This is a genomic window from Phyllobacterium zundukense (genome assembly GCF_025452195.1).
In the GTDB taxonomy this organism is placed as follows: Bacteria; Pseudomonadota; Alphaproteobacteria; order Rhizobiales; family Rhizobiaceae; genus Phyllobacterium; species Phyllobacterium zundukense_A.
Genome location: NZ_CP104973.1, coordinates 2,176,987 through 2,201,138, shown reverse-complemented (window position 1 = coordinate 2,201,138; position 24,152 = coordinate 2,176,987). Strand labels below are relative to the sequence as shown.

Annotated in this window: 28 protein-coding genes; 21 read left to right on the top strand and 7 right to left on the bottom strand. The window is 54.2% G+C overall.

Annotated features, from left to right (window positions below):
• The first annotated feature begins 253 nt into the window (after positions 1-253).
• Both N8E88_RS23205 and N8E88_RS23200 read left to right on the top strand, forming a co-directional pair.
• Positions 254-469: a cold-shock protein gene (locus N8E88_RS23205; RefSeq protein WP_106718536.1), complete on the top strand. Its 216-nt coding sequence runs from the start codon at positions 254-256 to the stop codon at positions 467-469.
• A gap of 343 nt (positions 470-812) precedes the next feature.
• On the top strand, positions 813-1,226 hold the full coding sequence (locus N8E88_RS23200; protein WP_262292648.1) for a BA14K family protein: 414 nt from the start codon (positions 813-815) through the stop codon (positions 1,224-1,226).
• A 48-nt stretch (positions 1,227-1,274) separates the two neighbouring features.
• Here the strand turns inward: N8E88_RS23200 and N8E88_RS23195 are convergent, their stop codons facing one another.
• From N8E88_RS23195 to N8E88_RS23185, 3 genes are all read right to left on the bottom strand, one after another.
• Positions 1,275-1,922: an MBL fold metallo-hydrolase gene (locus N8E88_RS23195; protein WP_262292647.1), complete on the bottom strand. Its 648-nt coding sequence runs from the start codon at positions 1,920-1,922 to the stop codon at positions 1,275-1,277.
• 119 nt (positions 1,923-2,041) lie between these two features.
• Positions 2,042-2,353: a hypothetical protein gene (locus N8E88_RS23190; protein ID WP_262292646.1), complete on the bottom strand. Its 312-nt coding sequence runs from the start codon at positions 2,351-2,353 to the stop codon at positions 2,042-2,044.
• 134 nt (positions 2,354-2,487) lie between these two features.
• On the bottom strand, positions 2,488-3,378 hold the full coding sequence (locus N8E88_RS23185) for a branched-chain amino acid aminotransferase (protein WP_262292645.1): 891 nt from the start codon (positions 3,376-3,378) through the stop codon (positions 2,488-2,490).
• Between the two features lie 247 nt (positions 3,379-3,625).
• Between N8E88_RS23185 and N8E88_RS23180 the strand changes: the two genes are divergently transcribed.
• From N8E88_RS23180 to N8E88_RS23170, 3 genes are all read left to right on the top strand, one after another.
• On the top strand, positions 3,626-4,129 hold the full coding sequence (locus N8E88_RS23180; protein WP_262292644.1) for a MarR family winged helix-turn-helix transcriptional regulator: 504 nt from the start codon (positions 3,626-3,628) through the stop codon (positions 4,127-4,129).
• A gap of 56 nt (positions 4,130-4,185) precedes the next feature.
• Positions 4,186-4,887 carry a response regulator gene (locus N8E88_RS23175; RefSeq protein WP_262292643.1) on the top strand — a complete coding sequence of 234 codons (702 nt, stop codon included), beginning with the start codon at positions 4,186-4,188 and terminating at the stop codon, positions 4,885-4,887.
• 111 nt (positions 4,888-4,998) lie between these two features.
• A complete protein-coding gene (locus N8E88_RS23170) occupies positions 4,999-6,339 on the top strand; it encodes an ATP-binding protein (RefSeq protein WP_262295588.1) in 1,341 nt (446 codons plus the stop codon).
• Here N8E88_RS23170 and N8E88_RS23165 read toward each other — a convergent pair.
• A complete protein-coding gene (locus N8E88_RS23165; RefSeq protein ID WP_262292642.1) occupies positions 6,336-6,656 on the bottom strand; it encodes a ribbon-helix-helix domain-containing protein in 321 nt (106 codons plus the stop codon). The two genes, N8E88_RS23170 and N8E88_RS23165, sit on opposite strands and share 4 nt — an antisense overlap.
• A 219-nt stretch (positions 6,657-6,875) precedes the next feature.
• On the opposite strand from N8E88_RS23165, the gene N8E88_RS23160 reads away from it, so the two are divergent.
• From N8E88_RS23160 to N8E88_RS23150, 3 genes are all read left to right on the top strand, one after another.
• Entirely contained in the window at positions 6,876-7,271 is a 396-nt protein-coding gene (locus tag N8E88_RS23160) for a VOC family protein (RefSeq protein ID WP_262292641.1), read from the top strand.
• A 96-nt stretch (positions 7,272-7,367) separates the two neighbouring features.
• Positions 7,368-7,940, top strand: a complete 573-nt coding sequence (locus N8E88_RS23155) for a gluconate 2-dehydrogenase subunit 3 family protein (protein ID WP_262292640.1) — start codon at positions 7,368-7,370, stop codon at positions 7,938-7,940.
• 42 nt (positions 7,941-7,982) lie between these two features.
• The gene (locus tag N8E88_RS23150; protein WP_262292639.1) at positions 7,983-9,554 is read left to right on the top strand and encodes a GMC family oxidoreductase; all 1,572 of its coding nucleotides are present in this window, start codon (positions 7,983-7,985) and stop codon (positions 9,552-9,554) included.
• Between the two features lie 76 nt (positions 9,555-9,630).
• Here the strand turns inward: N8E88_RS23150 and N8E88_RS23145 are convergent, their stop codons facing one another.
• Together N8E88_RS23145 and N8E88_RS23140 are read right to left on the bottom strand one after the other, a co-directional pair.
• Positions 9,631-9,996 carry a tRNA-binding protein gene (locus N8E88_RS23145; protein ID WP_410010697.1) on the bottom strand — a complete coding sequence of 122 codons (366 nt, stop codon included), beginning with the start codon at positions 9,994-9,996 and terminating at the stop codon, positions 9,631-9,633.
• Positions 9,993-10,493 carry a type III secretion system chaperone family protein gene (locus tag N8E88_RS23140; RefSeq protein ID WP_112530758.1) on the bottom strand — a complete coding sequence of 167 codons (501 nt, stop codon included), beginning with the start codon at positions 10,491-10,493 and terminating at the stop codon, positions 9,993-9,995. The genes N8E88_RS23145 and N8E88_RS23140 overlap by 4 nt, the downstream gene beginning before the upstream one ends.
• A gap of 496 nt (positions 10,494-10,989) precedes the next feature.
• Between N8E88_RS23140 and N8E88_RS23135 the strand changes: the two genes are divergently transcribed.
• Positions 10,990-11,163 carry a hypothetical protein gene (locus N8E88_RS23135; protein ID WP_262292637.1) on the top strand — a complete coding sequence of 58 codons (174 nt, stop codon included), beginning with the start codon at positions 10,990-10,992 and terminating at the stop codon, positions 11,161-11,163.
• 70 nt (positions 11,164-11,233) lie between these two features.
• Here the strand turns inward: N8E88_RS23135 and N8E88_RS23130 are convergent, their stop codons facing one another.
• The gene (locus N8E88_RS23130) at positions 11,234-11,548 is read right to left on the bottom strand and encodes an accessory factor UbiK family protein (protein ID WP_262292636.1); all 315 of its coding nucleotides are present in this window, start codon (positions 11,546-11,548) and stop codon (positions 11,234-11,236) included.
• A 351-nt stretch (positions 11,549-11,899) separates the two neighbouring features.
• On the opposite strand from N8E88_RS23130, the gene N8E88_RS23125 reads away from it, so the two are divergent.
• From N8E88_RS23125 to ychF, 12 genes are all read left to right on the top strand, one after another.
• Positions 11,900-12,817: a family 2A encapsulin nanocompartment shell protein gene (locus tag N8E88_RS23125; protein ID WP_262295587.1), complete on the top strand. Its 918-nt coding sequence runs from the start codon at positions 11,900-11,902 to the stop codon at positions 12,815-12,817.
• Positions 12,810-14,663, top strand: a complete 1,854-nt coding sequence (locus N8E88_RS23120; protein ID WP_262292635.1) for a family 2A encapsulin nanocompartment cargo protein cysteine desulfurase — start codon at positions 12,810-12,812, stop codon at positions 14,661-14,663. The genes N8E88_RS23125 and N8E88_RS23120 overlap by 8 nt, the downstream gene beginning before the upstream one ends.
• A 51-nt stretch (positions 14,664-14,714) precedes the next feature.
• Complete coding sequence (cysE, locus tag N8E88_RS23115; RefSeq protein WP_262292634.1) at positions 14,715-15,557, top strand: serine O-acetyltransferase; 843 nt, start codon at positions 14,715-14,717, stop codon at positions 15,555-15,557.
• Between the two features lie 109 nt (positions 15,558-15,666).
• Positions 15,667-16,518 (top strand): prolipoprotein diacylglyceryl transferase, encoded by an 852-nt coding sequence (lgt, locus tag N8E88_RS23110; RefSeq protein ID WP_262292633.1) that lies wholly within the window; start codon positions 15,667-15,669, stop codon positions 16,516-16,518.
• Positions 16,515-17,597: a class I SAM-dependent methyltransferase gene (locus N8E88_RS23105; protein WP_262292632.1), complete on the top strand. Its 1,083-nt coding sequence runs from the start codon at positions 16,515-16,517 to the stop codon at positions 17,595-17,597. Before lgt ends, N8E88_RS23105 begins: the two co-directional genes overlap by 4 nt.
• Positions 17,598-17,660: 63 nt before the next feature.
• On the top strand, positions 17,661-18,452 hold the full coding sequence (gene pgeF, locus N8E88_RS23100; protein ID WP_262292631.1) for a peptidoglycan editing factor PgeF: 792 nt from the start codon (positions 17,661-17,663) through the stop codon (positions 18,450-18,452).
• Between the two features lie 4 nt (positions 18,453-18,456).
• Positions 18,457-19,608, top strand: a complete 1,152-nt coding sequence (locus N8E88_RS23095) for a M24 family metallopeptidase (RefSeq protein WP_262292630.1) — start codon at positions 18,457-18,459, stop codon at positions 19,606-19,608.
• A 62-nt stretch (positions 19,609-19,670) separates the two neighbouring features.
• Positions 19,671-20,333: a hypothetical protein gene (locus tag N8E88_RS23090; RefSeq protein ID WP_262292629.1), complete on the top strand. Its 663-nt coding sequence runs from the start codon at positions 19,671-19,673 to the stop codon at positions 20,331-20,333.
• A 145-nt stretch (positions 20,334-20,478) separates the two neighbouring features.
• Positions 20,479-21,411 (top strand): ribose-phosphate pyrophosphokinase, encoded by a 933-nt coding sequence (locus N8E88_RS23085; protein WP_114430386.1) that lies wholly within the window; start codon positions 20,479-20,481, stop codon positions 21,409-21,411.
• Positions 21,412-21,630: 219 nt separating this feature from the next.
• Positions 21,631-22,272: a 50S ribosomal protein L25/general stress protein Ctc gene (locus tag N8E88_RS23080; protein ID WP_262292628.1), complete on the top strand. Its 642-nt coding sequence runs from the start codon at positions 21,631-21,633 to the stop codon at positions 22,270-22,272.
• 27 nt (positions 22,273-22,299) lie between these two features.
• Positions 22,300-23,022 carry an aminoacyl-tRNA hydrolase gene (pth, locus tag N8E88_RS23075; protein ID WP_262292627.1) on the top strand — a complete coding sequence of 241 codons (723 nt, stop codon included), beginning with the start codon at positions 22,300-22,302 and terminating at the stop codon, positions 23,020-23,022.
• A gap of 12 nt (positions 23,023-23,034) precedes the next feature.
• On the top strand, positions 23,035-24,138 hold the full coding sequence (ychF, locus tag N8E88_RS23070; RefSeq protein ID WP_262292626.1) for a redox-regulated ATPase YchF: 1,104 nt from the start codon (positions 23,035-23,037) through the stop codon (positions 24,136-24,138).
• The last annotated feature ends 14 nt before the right edge of the window (positions 24,139-24,152 follow it).

Sequence of the window (24,152 nt, the reverse complement as noted above, 5' to 3'; positions counted from 1 at the left end):
TTTTGCTTGCCAAAAAACACTTATTCTAGCAGTCTCAAAGCGTTCGGGCATTTGCGAACACTGGAAGACTGGAAGAACGGCGCGCCGGAACCGCAAGAATACCGGGCCGGGAGTAATCCCGGCAATGATCGGCTCCTTTCCTGAATTCGAGAACTGCCTGCATGATCTCCGTTGAACGTATCTTACTGAAAACGGCACTACCAATCCCGCAAACCCGGAGGGGAACGCGGTAAGTAAGGAAAAGGAACTGAGCATGGCACAGACCGGTACGGTCAAATTCTTCAATAGCGAAAAAGGCTTTGGCTTTATCAAACCGGATGATGGCGCGGCGGATATTTTCGTTCATATTTCCGCCGTTCAGGCATCCGGACTCACAGGTCTCGCAGACAATCAGAAGGTCTCCTTCGATACGGAGCCAGATCGTCGTGGCAAGGGACCAAAGGCCGTAAACATCGCGGTCACTGAATAATTCTAGCGGCTGGAGCCGCCAGCGATCCCCGGCAGAAGTCGGGGGTTATGCTTGGGTATGCCGCGACAGGGTTCACTCTGCCGCTGAGTGGAGTGTGTCATACCTCCATGTGGTGCTTGCGATTGCAGTCGTGCCTTTTTCCCGCCTCGGATTTGCTAAAATTATATGTGCTTCTCCCCTCGTCAGGATGGCGGTGGAACGAATTCGCACGAGTGCCGTTCAGCTTGCATTCATTCTGAAGCGAATAAAACAGATCTACTGCTGGAGATCCCATGGATTCCAGCCAATATCGATCAGGCGACGCCGAAAAGCCCTCGCCAAGGATGCTTCAAAGGAGGCACAAATGAATAAAGGTATGAAGATTGCCGTTCTTGCAACCGCTGCATTGGCAACGGTCATGGTTCCGCTGACATCGGCGTCCGCCGACAGCTGGCGTGGCGATCGGTACTATCGTCATCGCCATCATGACAATAACAGCGACGCATGGGCGGCCGGCGCAGTTGGCCTTGCAGCAGGCGCTTTGCTTGGTAGCGCGCTGGCCCAACCGGCCGAGCCGATCTACCGCGATTATGATGACGGCTATTATCGCCGCCCGGTCCGGGTCTATCGTGAAGTGGCACCGCGTTATTACGGCGGGGCTCAGCCCTGGTCACCTTCATGGTATCGCTATTGCGCCGACCGCTACCGCTCGTTCAATCCCGAAACGGGTACATTCCGCGGCTACGACGGGCGCGATTATTTCTGCAACGCCAATTGATTTATCATCAGACGCGTTTGACAAGCCGCCGGTAATCCGGCGGCTTTTTTATGCTTCATTCAAGAATGGGTTGGTGCGGCGTTCTTCGCCAAAGCGGCCTCCGGGGCCATGTCCGCAGATGAAACCGATGTCGTCACCGAGTGGTAAGAGCTTGGTCTTGATGGAGTGGATCAGCGCGGTATGATCGCCGCCCTCCAGGTCTGTTCGCCCCACCGAACCGTTGAAGAGCACGTCGCCAACATGTGCAAATTTCGCCGCCCTGTTAAAATAAACGACATGGCCAGGTGCATGACCCGGACAATGCAATACTTCGAAGATATGCGATCCGAAAAATACGGTATCGCCATCGTTCAGCCAGCGATCCGGCACACAATTGCGGACCTTGTCCTTGACGCCATATTTCAGTGCCTTGGATTCAAGGCTGTCCAACAGAAACCGATCCGCTTCATTTGGCCCGATAATTTCGACGCCAAGCGCATCCTTCATATCCATTGCGCCGGCAGCATGATCGATATGCCCGTGTGTAATCCAGATTGCCTCGATCATGAGGCCGTTTGAACGGATTGCATTCAATATTTGATCGTTGTCGCCGCCCGGATCAACGAGCACGCCATGCTTGTCCTCGCTGTCAAAAAGGATCGTGCAATTCTGCTGGAAGGCCGTGACGGGTATAATACCGGCCTGCAATTGTCCCATGTTACCAAACCCTGTGCGATACATTACTCGATCAATATGTAGGACAATAAATACTCAAATGAAAAGGGCGGCCGTGTGCCGCCCTAGAAAACCGTTGATTTCGTTGTTGATGATATCGATCAGGCCTTTGCCATCGAATTCTTGATGAAGCCGACAATTGCAGTCAAGATGATGCCACCGACACCACCGCCAGCTACCTGACCGATGATCGACCCGATATCAAGCCCGGAGGACGCCGCTGCATTTGCTACCACCTCGGCACCGCCGGCGCCAAGGAATTGCGTCAGGTAACCACCAATAAGGCCGCCGATACCACCAGCAACTGTGTTTCCGGTCGTGCCTAGACTCAGGTTTTTTAGAAGACCGCCGACAATATTTCCGCCGACACCACCCGAGATAAGCTGGATAATAATAGGAAGAAGCGCTTCCATGATTGTACCCCGTCAACGTTTCATGCCAGACTCATGCCTGACATGCATCATGATGACTAAGTTTTAATCAATGTCAAACAACTTGATACCTCATAGCGCAGGTATCAAGTTCACTTCTTCGTTTTAGCCAGCTGTTACTCAGCTGCGGCTTTCTTTGGCATTACTTCTGCTGCGTAATCATTCATCAGATTAGCTGCGATCTCACCAACGGTGAAACGGTAAGGGCCAATTTCCGCCACTGGCGTAACTTCTGCGGCTGTGCCGGTCAGGAAGCACTGCTCGAAAGCCTCCAGTTCTTCGGGCATGATAACACGCTCGACAACTTCATAACCGCGGCGCTTTGCCAAATCGATGACTGTCCGGCGCGTAATGCCATCGAGGAAGCAATCGGGGATCGGCGTATGAATAACTCCGTCCTTGACGAAAAACACGTTCGCGCCGGTTGCTTCAGCAACTTGTCCACGCCAATCGAGCATGAGTGCGTCAGCATACCCCTTTGCCTCCGCCGCATGCTTGGAGATCGTGCATATCATATATAGACCCGCTGCCTTGGATTTCGATGGCGCGGTTCTTGGGTCAGGACGGCGATATTCCGCGAGATCCAGGCGGATGCCCTTGAGCTTCTGGGCCGGATCGAAATAACTTGGCCACTGCCAGATAGCGATGGCGACGTTGATCTTGTTTGCTTGGGCAGAAACGCCCATTGACTCACTACCGCGCCAGGCTACAGGCCGGATATAGGCATCCTGGAAGCCTTGTTTCGCCAACAGTTTGCAGCTCGCGTCGTTTAGTTCTTCAACGGTATAGGGGATTTTGAAGCCAAGAATGCGTGCAGACTCATGCAGGCGCTCGGTGTGCTCGTTGAGTTTGAATATCTCGCCGCCATAAGCGCGCTCACCCTCAAAAACCGAACTGGCGTAATGCAAGCCATGGGTCAGCACATGGACCTTTGCGTCCGCCCAGCGAACGAATTCGCCGTTCATCCAGATATAACCTTCAAGCTGGTCGAATGGAACGGATGCCATGTTTTCCTCCAGGCGTTTGTTTCCTGATAATTTTGCGGGTCTGATATGTTCACCAACTGGTCCCGGTTGCCAATTGGTGTACCATTACCCACACCACAATAAGCGTTTGAACGAGAAAAATGTCTCTGAAACACCTATTGGCTTTTCGTTCAATTCAAAATGTGGCCAACAGCTTGTCAAAAATTATCAGCAGTCTAAAATTAAGTCAACATGACTGACATATTTTCAACAAGAGCGGGAACATTGCATGAAATCTTATACACCAGAGCGGCATATTGAGACAGCCCTAACCCAAAAAGATGCAAGTCAACTCGATATCATCGAGCTGTTTTTCTTTGCCTATCGCGACTTCACCGCTGATCCAGACATGATACTGGAGAAGCTTGAATTCGGCCGCGCCCACCACCGCGTGCTCTATTTCATCAATCGCAAGCCGGGGATGACTGTCGCGGAATTGCTGGATGTTTTGCAGATCACCAAGCAAAGTCTTGCTCGCGTGCTAAAGCAACTTATCGATACGGGGCATGTTGTTCAGATTCCAGGGCCCCGTGACAGGCGCCAGCGAGAACTCTACCCAACCCCGAAAGGTCGCGAGTTGGCACTGGAGCTCGCAGCACCGCAATCACGCCGCATTACCAGTGCATTGGAACAGATCGGTCTTCCCGACCGGTCAGTGATTGAACATTTTCTTAGGGCGATGGTGAATCCCACGCAATGGCAACAGATCGACAGCTTGCCGAAGGCAGGATAGAGTCAATTACTGGAGATGGGTGGTGCTAATGTCCACGAAAAAAGGAGTAATACTTAGTGAGTGACGAACTGCTACTTTCAGACGATGCGCCACACCTGCTTATTATCGATGACGACACCCGAATTCGAAATCTACTGTCGCAATATCTTAGCGGCAGCGGTTTTCGCATTACGGTGGCCGCCAACGCGGATGAAGCTCGACGCAAGCTGGCCGGGATCGACTACGACCTTCTGATCCTCGACGTGATGATGCCAGGAGAAAGCGGCGTTGCACTGACCCAGTCGCTGCGTCAGGAAAAGAACGTACCAATCCTCATGCTCACGGCGCTCTCGGAAACGGACAGTCGTATCACCGGCCTGGAAGCAGGCGCCGATGATTACCTGCCAAAGCCTTTTGATCCGCGCGAGCTGATCCTGCGGATCAACAACATCCTTCGGCGCGGCGCCCCGGCAACGCAAGCAAAGATCGAGCAGATCGTCTTTGGTCCCTACACATTCGTCATCGCGAAGCGCGAACTCAAGCGCTCGGGTGAAATGATCCGACTGACAGACCGCGAGCAGGATATAATGGCAATTTTCGCCGCACGCGCCGGTGAAACCGTCCCACGTCACGAATTGACCGGACAGGAAGGCGATGTGGGCGAGCGGACGATCGACGTGCAGATAAACCGCCTGCGCCGCAAGATTGAAAATGATCCGGCAAACCCAGTTTGGTTGCAGACGGTGCGGGGCGTCGGCTATAAACTAAGCGTGGAGTAGCGATCCGCCCATTTCAATGCGCAAGCGGATACTGGATAGATGGCACCGACGGATACCGCGAAACGCGCATTGGCAGTCAGGAAGCGCCACTGGCGGCGTCGGCGAAGTACGTTGCTGGGCCCTTGGCGAAGATTCACGCGCTGGTTGGCGCACTGGATGCCCAAGCGGCTCTACGCGCGCTCACTGATTATCATCATTGCTCCCATGGTCTTACTGCAATCGCTGATCGCCTTTGTTTTCATGGAACGCCATTGGCAGACCGTGACACAGCGCCTGTCGACGGCTGTTGTGCGCGATATTGCCGGTATTATCGATCTCATGGAGACTTATCCTCAAGATCCCGCCTACGAAAACCTGATCCGCATTTCGCGCGAAAGACTATCGCTCAATATTTCCATCCTGCCCGCCGATCCCCTGCCCGCACCTGGGCCTAAGCCCTTCTTCTCAATTCTCGATAGTATTCTGAGCGAAGAGATCACCAAGCAAATCAACCGCCCTTTCTGGATCGATACGATCGGCGATTCCGATCTGGTCGAAATCCGCATTCAGCTCGACAACAAGGTTCTCCGGGTCTTCGCACGCCGCAGCCAGGCCTACGCATCCAACACGCTGATATTCCTTGTCTGGATGGCGGGCTCCGCCCTCGTTTTGCTTGCCATCGCTATCCTTTTCCTGCGTAACCAGATCAAGCCAATTCAACAACTTGCCACCGCCGCCGACAGTTTCGGCAAGGGCCGCGCCGGCCCGCCTGACTTCAAACCGCGCGGCGCAGAAGAGGTACGTAGGGCCGGCGCAGCTTTTATCGTCATGCGCGAGCGCATCGAGCGGCAAATCGAGCAGCGCACGACGATGTTGAGTGGCGTCAGCCATGACCTGCGTACGATCCTGACCCGCTTCAAGCTCCAGCTCGCTCTCGTCGGCAACAGGGTCGACACGGAAGCTATGGAGCAGGACATCGAAGATATGCAATCGATGCTTGAGGGCTATCTCGCCTTCGCGCGCAGCGAGGCAGAGGAAGAGACCGGCAACTTCAATCTGGAGCGCTTATTCGGCAAGCTGAAGGAAGAAGGAATCCTTCTCGAACGCGGCTTCACGTCGAAAATCCGGGGTGAGCCGGAAATACAGGTTAGGCCGAATGCGTTCTCCCGCCTGATTTCCAATCTGGTATCGAATTCATTCCGCTACGCGAAAAACGTGTCCGTTGCTGCGGATCACCGTGACGGATGGCTGACCATAACGATCGACGACGATGGGCCAGGGATACGAAAAGAAATGCGTGATGAGGTGTTCAAGCCATTCTTCCGGCTGGATGAAGCACGCAATCAGGATTCAAGCGGAACAGGACTTGGCCTCGCAATAGCACTGGATATCGCGCGCAGTCATGGCGGGGACATTGTCCTCGATGACAGCCCCGCCGGAGGCTTGAGGGCAGTTGTCAGAATTCCTGCCTAGGCAGCATGTTCGCCAATCAGAGTTTGGTTCTTCCCAACTACTGTTTCCGGGCACGTCTGCGCACCGCGCAGATAGAGCGCGCATGTGGTGCGAAGCATTGACGCAAAATTCGGAATCTCTCCTTGCGCCTGCAGTGCCTCGTCATAGAGAGTGGAGATGAACCGCGGTGTCGTCATATTCTGGCTCCCGGCGATCTCGTCGAGTAGTTTCCAGAACGTTGCCTCGAGTTGAATGCTTGTCGAATGCCCGCCGATGCGTACAGAACGATTGATCTGCCGATAGCCTTGCGGATCCTGTTCTGCAAATACTTTACACATTCCAAGAACCTCCCTTCCAGAGACCTGATGATACTCGCCACCCATACGCAAAGGTGGTATTTTGCACATCAGTGCACCATGGGCAAAAATTATTCCGCTCGTATCGCGGTGTGGTAGCCGATTGCCACCACTTCTGTTCTCCCAAGCTCATAATCACCGACAAGCCCTGACACTGCAACAATAGTTTTCGGGCGGTGTATCGTTCGTTAGGAGGAGCTTTTGGCAAAAGCCATTCATTCCATGATCCGTGTGCTCGACGAAGAGAAGTCGAGATCATTCTATAAGTCTGCATTCGGTCTGGACGTAGCGGACAGGCTCGATTTCGACAATTTCACCCTGGTCTATTTGCGAAACAGCGAGACGGATTTCGAACTTGAGCTGACCATCAACAAGGGGCGCACCGAGCCTTACGAACTTGGCGATGGCTATGGCCATCTAGCCTTTAGTGTCGACGACCTCGACGCCGAGCACGTGCGCATGAAGGAACAGCAACTCAAGATTCGCGATATCGTGGAATTCAAACGCGAAGGCACAATGCTGGCTCGGTTCTTTTTCGTCGAAGATCCGGATGGCTACAAGATCGAGGTTTTGGAACGACAAGGCCGGTATTTGTAATACCGGCCAATGGCGTGGGAGGAACGCCATGAGCCAGCAAGGGCATCCGACGGAAATTCCCGCCGGAATGCCGATAGCAAGCAAGGGAGGAAGTCCATGGTTACCATCTTCAACCGCAAGACGGCGGCACCGGATACGCCGGAACCAATTGAAAAACAAGGATTATCCCGCCGCGATCTATTGAAGAGCGGTACGGTCAGCCTCGGCGCCATTCTCGTCATCAGCGGCAGTTCGATTATCCATCCACAATTCGCCTGGGGTCTTGAGGCATCCCATCTCAAGCCAAAAACAATGGCGACTCTGATCCAGCTGGCGCGCGATATCTATCCGCATGACCATATTCCGGACCGCTTCTATGCCATCGCAGTCAAGCCCTATGACGCCAAGGCAGGAGAGGACCCCAAGACCAAGAAGATGATCGAAGACGGCATTGCCGATCTAGACAAGCGCGCTGGCAAAGGCGGCTATATCGGTCTTGGGTGGGAAGATGACCGTCTGGCCATCCTTAGAAAAGTTGAAGACACTCCATTCTTTCAGACCGTTCGCGGCGGGCTTGTCACCGGCCTCTACAATCAGGAGCAGATCTGGCCGCTGTTTGGTTATGAAGGCGAGTCCTATTCGAAGGGCGGCTATATCGCCCGCGGCTTCGGTGACATCGAATGGCTGTGAATAGCGCGCAATCAAAGAACTTTAAGCTAATGGGAGGAAACCATGGCTGCACCTTATGATCTTAAGGACGACAGTGTCGTCGTCATCATCGGTTCTGGCGCGGGCGGCGGAACGCTCGGCAACGAACTCGCACAAAAAGGCATTGACGTCGTCATTCTGGAAGCCGGCGCCCGTCACGAATATGAAGACTTCACCAACAATGAATGGGACAGTTTCGGCCAGCTTGCCTGGGTCGACAAACGGACTACTTCCGGCGATTGGCGTGTCGCCAAGGATTTCCCCAACCTTCCCGCCTGGATCGTCAAATCCGTCGGCGGATCGACGACCCACTGGGCTGGTGCTTCGCTTCGTTTTCAGGACCATGAATTCAAGGCGCTGACCCACTACGGCAAAGTAAAAGGCGCAAGCCTGCTCGATTGGCCAATCACACTGGCAGAACTTGAACCTTATTACGCCAAAGCGGAAGACAAGATGGGCGTAACCCGCACCAATGGGATTGCAGGTCTGCCAGGCAACAATAATTTCAAAGTGCTCAAAGCTGGTGCCGACAAGCTTGGCTACAAGGAGTGCCATACGGGCAATATGGCTATCAATTCTGCCGAGCGCGACGACCGCATGTCCTGCCAGCAGACCGGATTCTGTTTCCAGGGCTGCAAGTGGGGTGCCAAGTGGTCGACGCTCTATACGGAAATTCCAAAGGGCGAAAAGACGGGCAAGCTTGAAGTTCGTCCGAAGTCCATGGCCCAGAAGATCGAACACGACAAGAGCGGCAAGGTAACTGGCGTTCTCTACACGGATAAAGATGGCAAGCAGCAGTTGCAGAAGGCCCGTATCGTCGCCGTTGCCGGCAATTCGATCGAAAGCCCACGCCTATTGCTTAATTCCGAATCCAGCACGTTCCCCAATGGTCTTGCCAATTCATCCGGCCAGGTCGGCCGGAACTATATGCGCCATACGACCGGATCGGTATACGGCATATTTGAAAAGCCGGTTCATATGTATCGCGGAACCACCATGGCGGGCATTATCCGCGACGAGGCGCGCCACGATCCTTCACGGGGATTTGTCGGCGGTTATGAAATGGAAACATTGTCCCTCGGACTGCCGTTCATGGCAGCCTTTCTCGATCCAGGTGGCTGGGGACGTTCTTTCACTTCAGCGCTCGACCAATATGTGAATATGGCCGGTCTATGGATCGTTGGTGAAGACATGCCGCAGGAAGACAACCGGATCACCTTGCACAAGGATGAGAAGGATAAGTACGGCCTGCCCATCGCCAATGTGAACTTCAGCGACCATAAGAACGATATAGCCATGCGAAACCATGCCTACGAACAGGGCAAGGCTCTATACGCGGCCGTTGGCGCAACCCGCGTCTTCCCGACGCCGCCCTACCCGTCAACACATAATCTTGGAACAAATCGCATGAGCGAAAAAGCGAAAGATGGAGTGGTGAACAAGCACGGCCAAAGCCACGACATCAAGAATCTGTTCGTCTCCGATGGTAGCCAGTTCACCACCGGTGGCGCGGAAAACCCGACGCTCACCATCGTCAGTCTTGCAATTCGCCAAGCGGACTACATTGCCAAGGAGATGGCCGCGAAAACGATCTGATACCGTAGAATCCTCCCCGCGGCATGACCGCTAACCATACCATCGCATTCTGTGCGATGGTATGGTTCTCTATTATCTAAAAGAGCTTGCCGCCGTTCGGCACGGGTTTGCTGATTGCTGCAAGGACGACGGCACCTTCTTCATCTGGAAAACCCAGCGTCAACACTTCGGACATGAACGGCCCGATTTGGCGCGGCGGGAAATTGATCACGGCAATAACCTGTCGGCCTCGGAGTTCTTCCAATGTGTAATGCTTGGTGATTTGAGCAGATGATGTTTTGATCCCGATCTCGGAACCAAAATCGATTCTCAGCTTGAATGCGGGCTTGCGCGCTTCGGGAAATGTTTCGGCCTCAACGATAGTACCGACGCGGATGTCCACTTTCTCGAAATCATCAAAGGTAATTGTAGCCACTCTTGCGGTCCTGAATGATTGTCTCAGGCCGAGCCTACCGTCTCGAACAGGATACTGTCGAGCGATTCCCGGGCCGTCGAACCAGACCAGACAACGAACTGGAATGCCTGGAAATATGTTTCGCAAGCGTCGAGCGCGCTGGAAAGCAGCACTTCGACCTGTTTGCTCGTGGGCTCTGCACCACCAGACAACAGCAGTGACTGACGATACATAACGGCACCCTCCTGCCGCCAAAGATCAAAATGTCCCATGAGAAGCTGTTCGTTGATCAACGACAGCAGCCGCATCACTTCATTGACCCGCGGCTCACTGATCGCAATGTCGAAGGCGCAGGCCAAATGGAGTGCCTCGAAATCTTCCATCCACGAGAAGGAAATCTGGTAGTCGGTCCAGCTACCCTCAACCGTTATGGCAATCTCATCCTCTCCAGTGCGCTCGAAGGCCCACTCATTGGCGTGGGCCACATGCTCGATCACATCAACTGGATGTAAATCGCGCGCAATCTCTATTTCCAGAAGGCTCATTGCCATTACCTGCTAAATCGAATCTCGTATGAAGCTGCGGGAGCACAGCGAACCCACCCAGAAGACACCAAACGCATAGACCCAATGAACAGGCAGAACGCGCCAGCCGGGCCGCGGCAAACAAACCTTGTTAACCGCTGCATGATCGCCGAAACGAATCATGCTGTAATTTCAGTGTATTGATGCTGAGTCCGAGCGCCAGTCCCCTTTTGGTCGAATGGTGGGAATGGGTGTGGACAGAAGTTCGGAAAAAGATTCACGAGCTGCCTTTAACTGACTCTAAGACAACGGTTTTCGGCGATTTCCACCTGTTGATAAATACTTAAGATTTATTTTGGGGATAGGCCAAACCAGCATCGAAATATCGGAAAACCGGCTACCTGTTCCCAATTTCTTTTCATCGGCAAGCGACCAGCCAAGCGTCAAGCGTTCGTCATATCTCCGATATCCACATCATCTAGATTACCTGTATGGTGCAACGTAACAGGAGATGGCCATGACAAGCGAGCCAAATACCAAGGTAACCGCAACTCAGAAAAATGATGATGGACGGTGGTACTATGTGATTATCGTCGATCAAGAAGAGGGAAACAAGGTGGGGCCCTACGACACCGAGGAAGCGGCGATCGCTGCAGGCGAGCAAAAATTGGCGGAAGCTGGTAACGCCTAAAGCACTGGAATCGAGATAACGCTGGCAATTGCCGTTTGGTTACCGAACAGGCTTCCGTGCTTGTTCGGTATCAGGCCTTCTTCGTGCGACCACCAGAAGTTGGTTTTTCAGAAGTATCGTTCGACGCTTTACTCTTCTGGCTTACAAGCGCCTCCAGCGCCTCGATGCGCGCAAGTAGTGCAGTGTTTTCTGCCCTCGCCCGGATAGCCATCTCGCGCACAGCTTCAAAGTCTTCGCGCTGAACGACATCCATCGTATTGAGCAAGCGTTCGGCTTGACCGCGGAATGCGGTCTCGACTTCTCGCCGCACACCCTGAGCGGCACCCGCTGCATCGGTCACGAGCTTTGCCAGTTCGTCAAGAACGCGGTTTGATCCATTGGTCATGGCGACACCTCTCTCGTTTACCTTCGAATAGAATAAAAGATGTCAAAATGGAAGCCATTTGCACTCGCTCGGAGCCTTATTTGACACGGCTGCCGCCGCACCCGCAGCCGCAAGTTGTAATTCGCACTAGTGCTTCAACTTCGAATACAGATCGCATTAGACAGCCGTTTGCAACAATATTCCAATTACCCGGAAATATGCCAATAGTTTTATAACTTGTTGAATTTGAAGAAAATTTTTCTAAATTTTTCATATTGCCACAGGTGGACATCCGATCTACTCAATAGACAAGATATTTTAACTATCCATTATTTCTCAACCATACCTTTTCAACTAAGGAAATTTCAAACAATGTCGGAAACACCCAGGCACTTTACCGCCCTTGGCGATGTCGCTGCACGCCAGCTTGCCAACGCCACCAAAACAGTTCCGCAATTGGCAAGCATCTCCCCGCGCTGGCTCGTTCATTGTCTGGAATGGCTGCCTGTTGAAGCCGGCATTCTGCGCGTAAACCGTGTCAAGAACGAAGACCGCGTCGCCGTCGAGTGCTCCGCTCGCGATGAGCGGGAATTGCCTCAAACATTCGTGGATTATGACGAAAATCCACGCGAATACATGCTGTGTGCGGTCAACACCGTCGTGGACGTCCACACACGCATTTCAGATCTTTATTCTTCGCCGCACAATCAGATCAGTGAACAGCTGCGCCTATCCATTGAGGTCATAAAGGAACAGCAAGAAAGCCAGCTGATCAACAGTGAAGAATATGGACTTCTGAACAATATCGCACCGTCGCAGCGCATTCAGAGCTCTACGGGACTTCCAACACCCGATGCAATGGACAGCCTGGTCGCCAAGGTCTGGAAAGAGCCCGCTTTATTCCTTGCTCATCCGGATACGATTGCCGCTTTTGGCCGCGAATGCACCCGTCGCGGCGTTCCACCGGCAACGGTCACGATGTTCGGTTCGCCCTTTCTCACCTGGCGCGGCATCCCGATTGTTCCATCCAACAAGGTCCCGGTGGAGGAAGGCAAGTCCAGCATTCTTCTGCTGCGTGTCGGTCAGTCCCGTCAGGGGGTAGTGGGTCTGTTCCAGCCAAATCTACCCGGAGAACAGAGCATGGGGCTTTCCGTGCGTTTTATGGGCATCAATGACAAGGCTATCGCTTCTTATCTTGTCTCGCTCTACTGCTCATTGGCAGTCCTGACCGAAGATGCCGTGGCAGTTCTTGAAAACGTAGATATCACGAAGTTCCACAATTATGGTTGAGATTTCTATCCCCTTAGTGCCGGAAACTCCGACATCCGCCGGGTTTCCTGATGTGGCTTTGCTTGAGCAAATGGCCAACGAATTCTTCCGCGCCGTCCCTGGAGGGAAGAGCGCGGCAGTGCGTGACGCAACAGGCGTGCATGGACCTGCCACTGCGGGGGTTGGTTTTGCGCCGCCGTCGATTCCCGTTTCGCTGCCGCTAGCATCCATGCCGATGTCGGCTCCGATCGGCTCAGCGCATGCACCCGTCCCCGGTCGGTCGGCAACCGTACCGGTAATTCCCGTCGCCGCCCCATTCGGGGTAATACCAGCAACACCGGATCCAAACCTTGGCTCGATTGCTCAACAGCACGGTGCGTCCTCGCCGGCGCTCTACGTTACGAGTGTATCGCAAACGCGGCCGCCCCTTATCTCAAAAGCTATTCCCTCTCTCGATCAGACGCTTCCCAACGAGGCGGAATTGAAGGGCCTGCTTGCCAGTCACGGGGCGGGGCCCTCGCAACGGCGTGCGGGACCTCCTTCATCAGGCGGCGAAAACCCGTATTTTCTCAGATCCGTCGCTGCCCCAGCACGGGACGCTATTCCTGCAGTTGCAAAGAGCAATACCGGGTTTTCTACAGCAGCGCCGAGCCGTTTCGACGCTAATCTTGCCCGCCGCGACTTTCCGATCCTGTCGGAACACGTCAATGGCAAGCCACTGATCTGGCTGGATAATGCCGCGACGACCCACAAGCCGCGCGCCATTATCGATCGCCTGAGGCATTTCTACGAACATGAAAATTCCAATATTCACCGTGCCGCCCACACATTGGCGGCGAGGGCAACCGATGCCTACGAAGGTGCGCGTGAACAGGTGCGCCATTTCATCAATGCCGGATCGGTCGATGAGATCGTTTTCGTACGCGGCACGACTGAGGCCATCAATCTGGTAGCCGACACCTGGGGTCGAGCCTATATCGGCACGGGCGACGAAATCCTGATCACCCATCTCGAACACCACGCCAATATTGTGCCTTGGTTTCGATTGGCAAAGGCCGTTGGTGCAATATTGCGCGTTGCACCCGTAGATAACAACGGTGATATCATTATCGAGGAATATGCCAAGCTGCTTGGTCCGCGCACCAAACTCGTTTCTTTGACACAGGTTGCCAATGCCATCGGCACGGTTACGCCTGCCGTGCTAATGGTGGCGATGGCACATGCGGCTGGCGCCAAGGTCCTAGTCGACGGTGCACAATCGGTCTCGCATATGCGATCCGACGTAAGGGTGCTCGACGCTGACTGGTTCGTCTTTTCCGGTCACAAGATTTTCGGGCCGACCGGCATTGGTGTACTTTACGGCAAAAAACATATTCTGGAAGAAATGCCGCCCTATCAAAGCGGTGGCAACATGATTGCCGACGTGACTTTTGAGGAAATCAAATATCAGCCGGCGCCAACCCTGTTTGAGGCAGGAACAGGCAATATTGCCGATGCAGTCGGCCTTGGTGCCGCCCTTGGCTATCTCGAACAACAGGGCATGGAGGCGGTTTCCGCACATGAACATGCGCTGATCGAATATTGTTCGCGTCAGCTTTCAACTATTTCCGGTGTGCGTATTATCGGCAATCCAAAAGAACGCGCCGGTGTCGTCTCGTTCGTTTTGGACGGTATGAAATCGGAAGATGTCGGTAAGACGCTAGCAAACGACGGTATCGCGGTTCGCTCTGGCCATCATTGCGCTCAGCCGATCCTGCGCCGTCTCGGCGTTGAAAATTCCGTCAGACCATCCTTTGCGCTCTACAATACTCATGCAGACATCGATGCGCTCATCCGATCGGTACGCACTATCAAGTCGAAGCTGTAGTCTAACGAAGCGAGCGAGTTTTTTCACCTGTCGCCAAAGGACAGCGCAACAATGCCAGCCAATTGTTCCAATCTGCTGCCGACGGAAATTACCGCTTCCAACATCGTTGCCAGTATTTGGAACGAGCTGTGTAGTGAAGCTGTTGCCGCCATGCGGGTTGACCCCGCCTTAACACGTTCAATGAATTCGGCTGTCCTTTATCACGCAAATTTTGCTCAAGCGCTCGCGCACAGGATTGCTCTGAAACTTGCCAGTCCCGATGTTGATCAGGACGAACTGCTGGCCTTTGTTTGCCAGACTTTTCTCAACGAGCCTGCAATATTGGCAAAAGCCGCAGCCGACCTCGTTGCGGTCAAGGAGCGAGATCCATGTAACTCCGAGATTTTGACACCATTCCTCTATTTCAAAGGGTTTTTGGCCCTTCAGGGTCAGCGCATAGCGCATTGGATGTGGACCCATGACCGCGTTCATCTTGCCCGCCATCTCCAGAGCCGGATTTCGGAAGTGTTTGGCGTCGATATTCATCCAGCAGCGACCATGGGCAAAGGTATCATGCTCGACCACGGCAGCGGACTAGTGATCGGCGAAACGGCAGTCGTTGAAGATGATGTATCTATCCTGCAAAATGTGACACTTGGGGGCACTGGCAAGGAAACCGGAGACCGGCATCCGAAAGTCCGCCGCGGTGCACTGATTGGCGCCGGGGCCAAGATCCTTGGCAATATCGAGATTGGGACGGGTGCAAAAGTCGGCGCAGGCAGTGTGGTTGTCACACCAGTGCTACCTTTTACGTCGGTTGTCGGTATTCCGGCGCGCCCCGTTGGCAACACGCATTCTACGATGCCAGGTATTACAATGGATCAGACGCTCCAAGAACCTGAATATGTCATCTGACGGCATGGTTAGACGGACCAGCCCATGGGATAACGGCAGGAGAAACTTGACGCTGTTCTTGCCCTCGCGCATGGTCCCGCCAAATTGAATCGCGACCATGGAGTGCCTTGTGAGCGAAATACTTCTACCGACATTTGCCGCGATCGCATTTCCCAACATCGATCCCGTAATATTCACCTTGGGTCCGCTATCGGTACATTGGTACGGCCTCGGCTACGTGGCCGGCATTCTATTTTCCTGGTGGTACGCCAAGAAGCTGATCAGCAAGCCTCGGCTTTGGGCAAACAATACACCACCGATGAAACCTGCGGACTTGGATGATTTCGTTTTGTGGGCAGCGCTCGGTGTCGTTCTTGGCGGACGCATCGGCTATATATTGTTCTATGATTTTGCCCGCTATATCGCGCATCCGCTTGACATGTTCAAGGTCTGGGAAGGCGGCATGTCGTTCCATGGCGGCATGCTCGGCACTATTCTCGCCATGGTGCTCTTTGCCCGCTCACGCCGGATCAACGTCTACAGCATGCTCGACACAATTGCCGCAGGTGTGCCCGTCGGTCTAGGTCTTGTACGTGTTGCCAATTTCATAAACAGCGAATTATGGGGCCGGCCGACCGATGTTCCCTGGGGCATGGTCTTCCCGACGGGAGGCCCGTTCGTGCGCCATCCGAGCCAGCTATATGAGGCAGGACTTGAGGGAATCGTGTTGTTCACGGTTTTGGCTCTATTGATCTTCTACGGTCGCAAGCTGAAAAGCCCGCGATTTATCGGCGGAACGTTCGTTATGCTCTACGGGCTATCGCGTATCTTCGTCGAGTTTTTCCGGGAGCCGGACGCGCAACTTGGCTACCTTTATGGCGGCTGGCTAACGATGGGGATGGTGCTTTCCATTCCCATGATCCTCGTCGGGCTCGTGTTCATCTTGTCTGCCCGCAACCCTGAGGTGGCGACGGGACGATGAATCTCGAGCAACGCATCATCAGGCAAATCGCGGCCAATGGTCCGATCAGCGTTGCTGACTATATGGCCATGTGCCTATTCGATAGCGACGCGGGGTACTACACAACGCGCGAGCCATTCGGCAAAGACGGCGATTTCATCACGGCGCCCGAGATCAGCCAGATGTTCGGCGAACTCGTTGGGGTCTGGTGTGTCAACACTTGGCAAGCGCTTGGGTCGCCCGACGAATTCGTTCTCTGTGAGTTTGGGCCTGGACGCGGCACGCTTATGAAAGATCTCATCCGTACAGCCGGCAAGATCGCACCGTGTTTTGTTGCAGCCGCTAAAATCCATATGATTGAAATCAGCGAGCGTTTGACTGAAATTCAGCAAAAGACGCTGGGGAAACACAGTAGTTCCATCGTCTGGAAAAAGAACTTTGGCGACATAGCGCCCGGCCCGCTGATTACCATCGCCAATGAGCTTTTCGATGCCATTCCCTCACATCAATATGTGAAGACGAAAGGGCGTTTTGTCGAACGCGTGCTTGCGCTCGATGCAGAGCAAAACCTTGTCTTTGCTGCCGGTTCCGGCTCGATTGACGCAGCTCTGCTTCCACCGGGTAACGACATCGCTCCGGAAGGGAGCATTTTCGAAATTGCTCCCGCCCGCAATGCCCTCATGCAGGAAATTGCGGCACGTATTCATCACGAGCGAGGCGCAGCGCTGTTGTTCGACTACGGACATTTGCAACAGGGCTTTGGCGATACGTTGCAAGCGCTGAGCCGCCACAACTCTGTCGATGTCCTGCATATTCCCGGCGCAGCAGACCTCACCACCCACGTCGATTTTCATGCTCTTGCGCTGGCCGCACGCAGGGAAGGTTGCAAGACCAGTGCGATGACGCAAGGCGATTTTTTGCTGGCCATGGGTTTGCTTGATCGCGCCGGAGCCCTGGGCCAACACAAATCTGCGGAGCTCCAGGAACAAATTCGCCTCGACGTCGAACGGTTGGTGGGCCCGGAACAGATGGGAACATTGTTCAAGGTGCTCTGTGTAAGCGATCCGGCGACACATGTTTTCCCATTCGAAGCGAAATAAATTCTGGCAATTGACTTCAATCGATTGCTCAACCACCATCCGCTCCCTTGAAAGGCATTCGGTATGATTACGTCAGACAAACCAGCACCGCTGCGTTCCTCCTTGCTGGGATCCCCTGAAAAAGACCGAATCGCCCATGGTTTCTTTACCCGCAAAGGCGGCGTGTCGGACGGCATCTATCGCGGCCTGAATGTGGGCAGCGGTTCAAACGACGATCAGGATCGCGTCAAGGAAAATCGCAGGCGCGTGGCTGAATCTCTGGGCGCCCCTCTATCACAGCTTGTCACCGTCCATCAGGTTCATTCATCTGATGTCGTCACCGTGACGACACCGCTAAATGGGGCCAGGCCCAAGGCCGACGCCATTGTAACTGCTACTCCCGGCATCGTCATTGGTGCTCTTTCTGCCGATTGCGGTCCTATCCTTTTTGCTGACACCGAAGCGAAAGTGGTGGCCGCAGCGCATGCCGGCTGGCGCGGAGCCGTCGACGGCATTCTCGAAAATACCGTTGATGCGATGATCGCCCTGGGTGCGCGTCGCGACCGGATCCAGGCTGTTCTCGGCCCAGCGATCGGCCCCGACAATTACGAAGTGGGGGGAGAGTTCTATGACCAGTTCGTTGGAACGGACCCTTCCTATCGCGCGTTTTTCCGCGACTCGGCCAACAACGGTCACAAGATGTTTGACCTATGGGCCTTTATAACAACGCGGCTTGAACGTGCCGGGGTAGAAGCCTCCGGGCTTCAACAGTGCACCTACGCGGATGAGGAGCAGTTTTTCTCCTACCGCCGGACGACCCACCGCAAGGAAGCTGACTACGGCCGGCAGATATCAGCGATTACGATCACGGAGTAAGAGTATGGCCCTCCATTTCGAACCGGAAGAATTTGCTGCGCGCCGTGACCGGCTCATGATGGTCATGGCCGAGCAGAAGCTTGATGCGGTCTTGTTGTTTGCCCAAGAAAGCATGTACTGGCTCACCGGCTACGACACCTTCGGCTTCTGTTTCTTTCAATGCCTGGTCGTCAAGGCAGATGGCAGCAACGTGTTGATGACCCGTTCCGCGGATTTGAGACAAGCGCGCCAAACGTCGAACATCGAAAATATCATAGTATGGGCAGACCGCGACAACGCCAATCCCGCAGCCGATTTGCGCGAACTTCTCAACGATCTCGATCTGCTTGGTTGCCGCATTGGAATCGAATACCAAACTCACGGACTGACCGCCGCCAACGGCCGGAAGCTTGACGAACAGCTCACAGCATTCGGCCAACTCGTCGACATTTCAGGCATTGTCGACAAATTGCGTGTGCTAAAGAGCCCTGCCGAAATCGTCTTTAGCCGCAAGGCCGCGGAACTGAGCGACGAAGCGCTCGATGCAGCGCTCAAACTGGTGAAAGCCGGTGCAGATGAAGGCGCCATACTTGCTGCCATGCAATCGGCAATCTTTGCAGGCGGCGGCGATTATCCGGCCAACGAGTTCATCATTGGCTCGGGTGAGGACGCGCTTCTCTGCCGTTACAAGTCCGGGCGACGCAAGCTGACCAAGAATGATCAGCTGACTTTGGAATGGGCCGGCGTTTATCGCCACTATCACGCCCCGATGATGCGGACAGTATTGACAAGCAAGGCATCGAAACGTCACCAAGAGCTTTATGACGCGGCCCATGAAGCGCTTGAAGCCGTTGAAGCTGCGATGACACCTGATTTCACCTTTGGCGATGTATTCGATGCTCACGCCAAGGTGATGGAGGCGCACGAATTGACCCGCCACCGGCTCAATGCCTGCGGTTATTCGGTTGGTGCCCGGTTCACGCCTTCCTGGATGGACATGCCCATGTTTTATTCCGGAAATCCGGAACGTATCCAACCCGATATGACACTGTTTGCTCACATGATCATCATGGACTCCGAGAGCAATACGGCCATGACGCTGGGTCGTACCTACCTTACGACCAATGGTCAGGCGGAGCCGCTTTCCCGCCAATCTCTTGACTTGATCGTAAAATAAAACTTTTGTCTGTTTTTGCTTGCAAATGAGCACATTGGTGACTCATGACGGGGTTTGAGTAAATGAAGTCTCGCAACTCACTGAAATGTGTATTCGTAGTCGTGACCGGTTTCACTCTTGCAGGGTGTAATAGTTCAGAATCCCCCATTGGCGTTACCAAAGCTGATCTACCGCCAGCGCAAGGAAGCCAGCCAGCAACGCCAGGTGCTTCGGCAACCAGTTCTACGGCGGTCGGCACAAACTCAGCAACGACGACACCGGGCGCCGTCCCCGTAACAACCCCAGCAACCGCGAACACAACCACAGCGGCATCTGGAGCCACCCAGACCGGTGCGCCAACCGCGCCCGGCGCACAGCGCACGGCGAAGCTGCGGTTTGCACCCATTGTCGGTGCACCTATCGCTGCGGCTACGCCGTTATCGCAACGTCTGTCCGCACTTGCCAAGGAAAAAGGCATCACGCTCGGCACGGCCGGCGACACCGACAACACACAAATCATGAAGGGCTACTTTTCTGCTCTCCCCGATGGCAACCAGACGACGATCATCTACGTATGGGATGTACTTGATCCAGCCGGCACACGCCTGCACCGCATACAGGGTCAAGAAAAGATACCTGGAGGAGGAACTGACCCCTGGAGCTCTGTGCCCCCCAAGGTTATGGAAGGCATCGCTGACAAGGCTATCCAAGGTTATATGATATGGGTATCAGGTGCTAAGACGTGACATATTTACACGTTTAAGGCGATATTCTCGCGGAATTGTGTATGAATCCTGCCTGCCCGCTTGCAATGTGCGTCAGGGGCAGTAAAAGGCCCGCCATACCCTTTACTTTGGCTGCGCTCTGAAAAAGACGTGGAGAAAATACGGCATGAAACTCTTCGCGGGCAATTCCAATCGTGTTCTTGCCGAATCTGTTGCCAAATATCTCAATATTCCGCTTGGAAAAGCCAGTGTCCGCCGTTTCGCCGACCAAGAGATCTTCGTCGAGATACAGGAAAACGTCCGCGGCGAAGACGTGTTCGTCATGCAGTCGACTTCTTTTCCGGCGAACGATCATTTGATGGAATTGTTGATCATGATCGATGCGTTCCGCCGTTCGTCGGCAAAACGTATCACGGCTGTTCTTCCGTATTTCGGCTATGCCCGTCAAGATCGCAAGCCAGGTCCCCGCACGCCGATTTCTGCAAAACTCGTGGCAAATCTGATCACCGAGGCTGGTGCAAACCGCGTCCTCACGCTTGATCTGCACGCTGGCCAGATTCAAGGCTTCTTCGATATCCCGACCGACAATCTCTACGCTGTTCCGGTCTTTGCCCGCGATGTCCGCGCACATTACGGCAAGTCGAATGTGATGGTCGTTTCCCCTGACGTCGGCGGTGTCGTACGCGCCCGGTCTCTGGCAAAACGCATCGATGCACAGCTCGCCATCGTCGACAAGCGGCGTGATCGTCCGGGCGAGTCCGAAGTCATGAACGTCATCGGCGATGTGCGTGGCAAGGATTGCCTGCTGTTCGACGATATCGTCGATTCTGGCGGCACGCTATGCAACGCAGCCGAGGCACTCCTTGCAAAGGGTGCCACCAGCGTTACGGCCTATATTACTCATGGGGTACTGTCTGGCGGCGCCGCCGCCCGTATCGCCAGTTCCAAGCTTAAGGAATTGGTCATTACCGATTCCATTCAGCCAACCCCTGCCATTGAAGCCGCACCCAATATCCGGGTACTGTCGATTTCCGATCTGATCGGTGAAGCGGTCTCGCGAACAGCCTCTGAAGAATCCGTTTCCAGTCTTTTCGATTAATGCTCGAGAATTGCCTGCCCCTGCGCAAGCAACAAACTTGCACATCTGTCGCCTTTCCGTTATAGAGCCGCCATCCGCGTAGACACCCTTGGAGGCAACGCGGAATGGAGCGGTCATTTCATCCGGTTTCGGGTGAGCGTGCGACCGCTTCATGTTTTTTGAACAGCCATCCACTGGCCTCGAAAAACACTCCAGATTTGAACCTCGAAAGGAAATGCCATGAGCGAAGCATACGAGCTCAAGGCCGAGGCGCGCGAACGGGTTGGTAAGGGGTCCTCCCGGGAAATTCGCCGCAACGGTAAAGTGCCAGCCGTCATCTATGGTGACAAGCAGGCGCCAGTCTCGATTACCCTCGACTACAAGACGCTGTACTACAAGATTCACGGCGGCGGTTTCAAGACGACGATTGCCAACATCCTTCTGGATGGCAAGTCGATTCAGGTCCTTCCCAAGGACTTCCAGCTTGATCCCGTCAGTGACAAGCCAGTACACGTCGACTTCCTGCGCGTATCAGCCAAGTCCATGGTGAACGTACATGTGCCGATTCACTTCCTTCATGAGGAAGCTTCGCCTGGCATCAAGCGCGGCGGCGTACTCAATATCGTTCGTCACGATATTGAACTTCATGCCCCGGCCAACGCTATTCCAGATGCGATCGAAATCGACCTCACTGGTACGCAGATCGGCGACTCGATCCATATTTCTGCTGTTACCCTGCCCAAGGGAGTAACATCGGTTATTCATGATCGCGACTTCACCATTGCAACGATTGCAGCCCCGGCTGTTCTTGCCGCTGAGGAAGAAACGACCGAAGCCGCAGCAGCGGAACCCACTGAAACGGAAGAAAAAGAAGGCGAGTAATCGTCTTGTTTATTGGGAGCTAGGCACGTGCTGCTCATCGCAGGTCTTGGCAATCCAGGCTCCCAATATGCTGCCAACCGGCATAACATTGGTTTTATGGCGGCGGATGAAATACACCGCCGCCATGGTTTTTCTCCTTGGACCAAGAAGTTTCAGGCGCTCATCGCCGATGGTACCATCGAAGGCGAAAAGACTATCCTGCTCAAGCCCCAGACATTCATGAACCTGTCCGGCCAAGCCGTTGGAGAAGTGATGCGCTTCTACAAACTGGCTTTGAGCAATCTCGTCGTCATCTATGACGAGCTTGATCTGACCGCCGGTAAGGTACGTGTGAAGACAGGCGGCGGCTCAGGTGGCCACAACGGTATCAAGTCCATCGACGCACACTGCGGCAAGGATTATCGCCGCGTCCGCCTCGGCATTGGTCATCCCGGCGTTAAAGAAATGGTCAGCAATCATGTGCTCGGCAACTTTACCAAGGCAGACAGTGAATGGGTCGAACCATTGCTTGACGCGATTGCAACGAATGCTGGTTTACTCGCCAAAAAGGACGATGCCGGTTTTATGAACCGCGTTTCTCTCGCCCTCGGCGGAGGTAGCAAGATTGAGCGGGAGTCTGAAAAGCCGGTTGCAAAATCCGTCGGCCAAAGTCATATCCGGCAAGCTCGCCAGCAAAAGCCTGCTGTGAACATTCCAAAATCCGGCCCCATGGCGGATATGCTGAACAAGCTCTTCGGCAAGAAAGAATAAGGATAGCGAATTATGGGTTTCAAATGCGGCATCGTTGGTCTGCCTAATGTCGGCAAGTCGACGCTTTTCAACGCGCTGACCAAGACAGCAGCTGCCCAGGCTGCGAACTATCCGTTCTGCACGATAGAGCCCAATACCGGCGAAGTTGCAGTACCCGACCCGCGCCTGCAGGCAATCGCCAAGATCGGTAAATCGGCAAATATCGTGCCGACGCGCATCAGCTTCGTTGACATTGCTGGCCTCGTCCGTGGTGCATCGAAGGGCGAAGGTCTTGGCAACCAGTTCTTGGCCAATATTCGCGAAGTCGACGCAATCGTCCATGTGCTGCGCTGTTTCGAGGACGACGATATCACCCACGTTGAGGGACGGATCGACCCTGTGTCCGATGCCGAGACGGTCGAAACAGAACTGATGCTTTCGGATCTCGAAAGCCTTGAGCGCCGTATTGTTCAGTTCCGCAAGCGGGCAAGCAGCAAGGACAAGGAGGCACTGACCGTTCTGCCCGTCATGGAGCAGGCGCTGGCTCTGTTGCAGGAAGGCCAGCCGGTTCGCTTTATGTTGAACGGTATTGCCGCAGAAGACTTGGTTATTCTTCAAGGATTGAACCTCCTGACATCAAAGCCAGTCCTTTATGTTTGCAATGTTGGCGAAGAGGATGCAGCCACAGGTAATGAGTATACGGAAGCCGTCGAGGAGATGGCGACGGGCCAAGGCGCTGAAACGGTTACCATTTCTGCGGCCATCGAAGCGGAAGTAGCGCAATTGCCGGACGAGGAAGCCAAGGAATATCTGGACGCCATGAACCTCGATGAGCCCGGTCTCGACCGTCTCATTCAGGCCGGATACAAACTTCTCCACCTCATCACCTATTTCACGGTAGGGCCAAAGGAAGCCCGCGCATGGACGGTTCATCGAGGCTCGAAAGCACCACAGGCAGCCGGTGTCATCCATACGGATTTCGAACGGGGCTTCATTCGTGCCCAGACGATCGCCTATAATGATTTCGTATCCCTTGGCGGCGAGGTCCCGGCAAAGGAAGCCGGCAAGGCGCGCGATGAAGGCAAGGAATATATCGTGCAGGACGGCGACATCATGCTGTTCAGGTTCAATACATAAACTTCAGGCAGAAG

Excerpts from the sequence above, each read along its gene's own strand:
- N8E88_RS23205 (WP_106718536.1), top strand. The coding sequence starts at position 254 with ATGGCACAGACCGGTACGGTCAAATTCTTCAATAGCGAAAAAGGCTTT.
- N8E88_RS23200 (WP_262292648.1), top strand. The coding sequence starts at position 813 with ATGAATAAAGGTATGAAGATTGCCGTTCTTGCAACCGCTGCATTGGCA.
- N8E88_RS23195 (WP_262292647.1), bottom strand. The coding sequence starts at position 1,922 with ATGGGACAATTGCAGGCCGGTATTATACCCGTCACGGCCTTCCAGCAG.
- N8E88_RS23190 (WP_262292646.1), bottom strand. The coding sequence starts at position 2,353 with ATGGAAGCGCTTCTTCCTATTATTATCCAGCTTATCTCGGGTGGTGTC.
- N8E88_RS23185 (WP_262292645.1), bottom strand. The coding sequence starts at position 3,378 with ATGGCATCCGTTCCATTCGACCAGCTTGAAGGTTATATCTGGATGAAC.
- N8E88_RS23180 (WP_262292644.1), top strand. The coding sequence starts at position 3,626 with ATGAAATCTTATACACCAGAGCGGCATATTGAGACAGCCCTAACCCAA.
- N8E88_RS23165 (WP_262292642.1), bottom strand. The coding sequence starts at position 6,656 with ATGTGTAAAGTATTTGCAGAACAGGATCCGCAAGGCTATCGGCAGATC.
- N8E88_RS23155 (WP_262292640.1), top strand. The coding sequence starts at position 7,368 with ATGGTTACCATCTTCAACCGCAAGACGGCGGCACCGGATACGCCGGAA.
- N8E88_RS23150 (WP_262292639.1), top strand. The coding sequence starts at position 7,983 with ATGGCTGCACCTTATGATCTTAAGGACGACAGTGTCGTCGTCATCATC.
- N8E88_RS23140 (WP_112530758.1), bottom strand. The coding sequence starts at position 10,493 with ATGAGCCTTCTGGAAATAGAGATTGCGCGCGATTTACATCCAGTTGAT.
- N8E88_RS23135 (WP_262292637.1), top strand. The coding sequence starts at position 10,990 with ATGACAAGCGAGCCAAATACCAAGGTAACCGCAACTCAGAAAAATGAT.
- N8E88_RS23130 (WP_262292636.1), bottom strand. The coding sequence starts at position 11,548 with ATGACCAATGGATCAAACCGCGTTCTTGACGAACTGGCAAAGCTCGTG.
- N8E88_RS23125 (WP_262295587.1), top strand. The coding sequence starts at position 11,900 with ATGTCGGAAACACCCAGGCACTTTACCGCCCTTGGCGATGTCGCTGCA.
- N8E88_RS23120 (WP_262292635.1), top strand. The coding sequence starts at position 12,810 with ATGGTTGAGATTTCTATCCCCTTAGTGCCGGAAACTCCGACATCCGCC.
- cysE (WP_262292634.1), top strand. The coding sequence starts at position 14,715 with ATGCCAGCCAATTGTTCCAATCTGCTGCCGACGGAAATTACCGCTTCC.
- N8E88_RS23105 (WP_262292632.1), top strand. The coding sequence starts at position 16,515 with ATGAATCTCGAGCAACGCATCATCAGGCAAATCGCGGCCAATGGTCCG.
- pgeF (WP_262292631.1), top strand. The coding sequence starts at position 17,661 with ATGATTACGTCAGACAAACCAGCACCGCTGCGTTCCTCCTTGCTGGGA.
- N8E88_RS23095 (WP_262292630.1), top strand. The coding sequence starts at position 18,457 with ATGGCCCTCCATTTCGAACCGGAAGAATTTGCTGCGCGCCGTGACCGG.
- N8E88_RS23090 (WP_262292629.1), top strand. The coding sequence starts at position 19,671 with ATGAAGTCTCGCAACTCACTGAAATGTGTATTCGTAGTCGTGACCGGT.
- N8E88_RS23085 (WP_114430386.1), top strand. The coding sequence starts at position 20,479 with ATGAAACTCTTCGCGGGCAATTCCAATCGTGTTCTTGCCGAATCTGTT.
- N8E88_RS23080 (WP_262292628.1), top strand. The coding sequence starts at position 21,631 with ATGAGCGAAGCATACGAGCTCAAGGCCGAGGCGCGCGAACGGGTTGGT.
- ychF (WP_262292626.1), top strand. The coding sequence starts at position 23,035 with ATGGGTTTCAAATGCGGCATCGTTGGTCTGCCTAATGTCGGCAAGTCG.